Origin of the sequence: Paraburkholderia fungorum, from assembly GCF_046026025.1 — a bacterium.
In the GTDB taxonomy this organism is placed as follows: domain Bacteria; phylum Pseudomonadota; class Gammaproteobacteria; order Burkholderiales; family Burkholderiaceae; genus Paraburkholderia; species Paraburkholderia fungorum_E.
This window is the reverse complement of the sequence record NZ_JAQQFL010000077.1, coordinates 1-3193: the sequence shown is the minus strand read 5'-3', so window position 1 is coordinate 3193 and position 3193 is coordinate 1. Positions and strand designations below refer to the sequence as shown.

Genomic DNA, 3193 nt, shown 5'->3' with positions numbered 1-3193 from the left:
ATCCGCCATCATGTATGCGAGTCGCGCAGCCGGATAGGACGGGTCGAACGGCACATAGGCGCCCCCCGCCTTCATGATCGCGAGCAGCCCCACCACCATCTCGACCGACCGTTCGACTGTAATCCCCACCCGCACATCCGGGCCCACACCCTGCGCCGACAACCGGTGCGCCAGTTGATTGGCGCGTGCGTTCAACTCGGCGTACGTCAGCGCCGTATCGCCAAACAGCACGGCCTGCGCATCCGGCGTCCTGCGAACCTGCGCCTCGATGACGCGATGCACCGGCAACGCCTCACCATAGTCCGCATCGCAACGGCTAAACGCTTCGACTTCACGCCGCGCATCGGCATCGAGCAACGCAACTTCGCCAAGCCGTCGCGCACTATCCTCAGCCAATCCGGCCAGCAGCCATTCGACCTGCGCTCCAACACGTTCGATAAACTCATCGGAAAACGCCCCGCGATCGAAGCTGAGTTTCAACTTCAGCGTCGCCGCGAACGTCGCCGACACCGTCAGCGGATAGTTCGTTTCCTCGCGATTCGCAAGCGCTCCAAAGCTGAGTCCACGAGGTGTGGTGTTCTTGAGCGCGGCGTCGACCGGATAGTTTTCGAACACGACGATGCTGTCGAACAGCGCCTGTCCCCCCATACCCGCCCAGCGCTGGATATCGTTCAGCGGCGTATGTTCATGCTCACGCGCGGCCAGCGCCGCTGCTTGCAGACGCCGCAGCCAGTCGCCGACCGGCATGGCGTCGTCGACACGCGCAATCACCGGCAGCGTGTTGATAAACAATCCAAGGAGGCCTTCCACGCCGTTCAGATCGGCCGGCCGCCCTGCAACGGTCGCGCCGAACACCACCGTTTTCTGCCCCGTATAACGTTGCAACAACAGCGCCCACGCGGCCTGAACCAGCGTATTGACCGTCACGCTTTCGCGGCGTGCGAACGCGGCAAGCCGTTCGCTCGCGGACGCGTTCAATTCGTAGTCAAGCTCGCCAACCTGGACAGAACCGTTGTCATTCACCGCCGCACCGGTCGGCACGATAGCGGCAAGCCGCCCTGGACCCTCTAGCGTCGCAAGCTGTTCGCGCCAGAACGATTCGCTCGCCGAAGCATCGCGCCGGTCCAGCCACGCGATGTAGTCGCGGTACCGTCCGCCGTGGGCCGGCATGGCATCGCCTGCGTAATGACGCAGCACTTCGCCCATCAACTGCGACACGCTCCAGCCATCGAGCAGCACATGATGGTCGGTCCACACCAGATCATGCCCACCGTCCGGACGGGCGAACACGTTGATCCGCAATAGCGGCGCGCACGCCAGATCGAAGCCCTGCTCGATATCCGCGGCGAGCCATTGCGTGAGGCGGGCCTCGTAGTGATCCGCGTCAGCGCGCCAATCGAATACCGTGTACGGTACCGTCGCGACGCGCTGCACGACCTGCAATGCGGTGCCGCCATGACGCCAGTCGAAATGCGTACGCAGAATATCGTGGCGGTCCACTGCCGCCTGCCACGCGGCCCGCATCCGCTCGTGATCGAGTTCGCCGTGCAGCGTCAAGCGCTTCTGGTTCAGATAGACGCCGCCGCCGTCCTGCCACACGCTATGGAACAGCACGCCTTGTTGAACCGGTGCGGCGACGTAAAGATCGTCGATCTCCGCAAACGGCAGATCCAGCATGTCCAGCGACGCCTGATCGATCCGCGCGAGCGGGAAATCCGAAGCCGTCGCGCTCGATGGCGTTTCTGCGCAATGCTCGATCAGACGCTTCAGACGCGCCTCGAATTGCGCGGCGAGATCGCGCACGATGGATTCGTCGAGTTCATCGGCACGATACGCCCACGATACCGAAAGACATGCGTTCGCAATCGCGCCGTTCAGATCGAGCACCATGTCGGAGGGATGCGCGTCCGACATCGTTGCGCCACCCGACTCGGTGGCAAAGCTGAACCGCCCGCCGGTTTCAAGGCTTTGATCGAACTGGCCGAGATAGTTGAAGCCGATCTGCGGCACCGGCAAGTCTGCTAGCGACGCGCGCAGCCATCCATAGCCGAGACCTTTGCGCGGCACGGCGCGCAAACGCTCTTTCACGCCCTTGATCGCCGCCGATGGCGCATCGGCAGTTTCAAGCCACACCGGATATTGCGTCGTGAACCAGCCAACTGTGCGGCTCAGATCGAGTTCTTCATCGAGCACTTCACGGCCGTGGCCTTCGAGCGAGACAAGCGCACCGCGCTCGCCGCTCCATGCTGCGATGGTCTGTGTCAGCGCGGTCAGCAGGAGGTCTTCGACGTTGGTTCGATACGCGCGCGGGGCGGCTTGCAGCAGTTGGCGCGTCCAGTCGGCGTCCAGTTTTGCAGTGACGGTACGGGGCGCGGCACGTTGCGAGGTGGACGCCGCTACCGGCAACGACGTGCGCGCATTCGACAGCGCGGCACGCCACCATGTGGCTTCGCGCTGGACCGCGTCGGTCTGCGCGAACGCCTGCTGCCGTGCGACCCATACGCTCCACGGCAAGCTTCCCGGCAGCGAGGTCCGGGGGGCGGCCGATTCGCCTGGTTCACTGGTTGGCGTGTTGAGCGCATCGTCGTAGCGTTGTTGCAGTTCGTCGAGCAACACGCGCCACGACACGCCATCGACGGCCAGGTGATGAATCGCCAGCAGCAAGCGTGCTTCGCCGTCGCGCTCGAAGTAACCGACGCGCAGTAGCGGCCCGGTTTCGAGGTTCAGGCTTTGTTGCAGGCGAGTCGATTGAGCTTCGAGCGTCGCGGTCCAGTTGTCCTCTTCGCGCAGATCGAAAGACTCGACGATGCGTGCGGTTTCGCGCGGCGCGACCTGCTGACGCCAGCCCTCGCTGGATGGTTGAAACCGCAGACGCAACGCGTCGTGCGCCGCGATCAGATCACCGACGACACGCTCAAGCAACGTCAACTCGAGTGCACCTTCGACACGCAACAGCACGGCCTGATTCCAGTGCGATTCGCCGTATGGAAAGCGCCTGAAAAAGTCCTGCTGGATCGGCGTCAAGGCTTGCACGCCGTGTATCTCGGCGTGATCCTGGCGCGCTTCGGACGACAACGCGCGCGCCTGCTGCGCGAGTGTCGCGACGGTTGGATGCTCGAATACCTGGCGCGGCGACAGCAACAGATCCGCCTGACGGGCACGCGCAATGATCTGCAAGCTCAGAATCGAATCG

General features: G+C 63.7%; 1 protein-coding gene. It reads right to left on the bottom strand.

Features of this window, described 5'->3' with window-relative positions; genetic code table 11:
- The coding region (locus tag PQR67_RS38040; RefSeq protein WP_408467924.1) for a condensation domain-containing protein at positions 1–3193 on the bottom strand (3193 nt) is incomplete at both ends.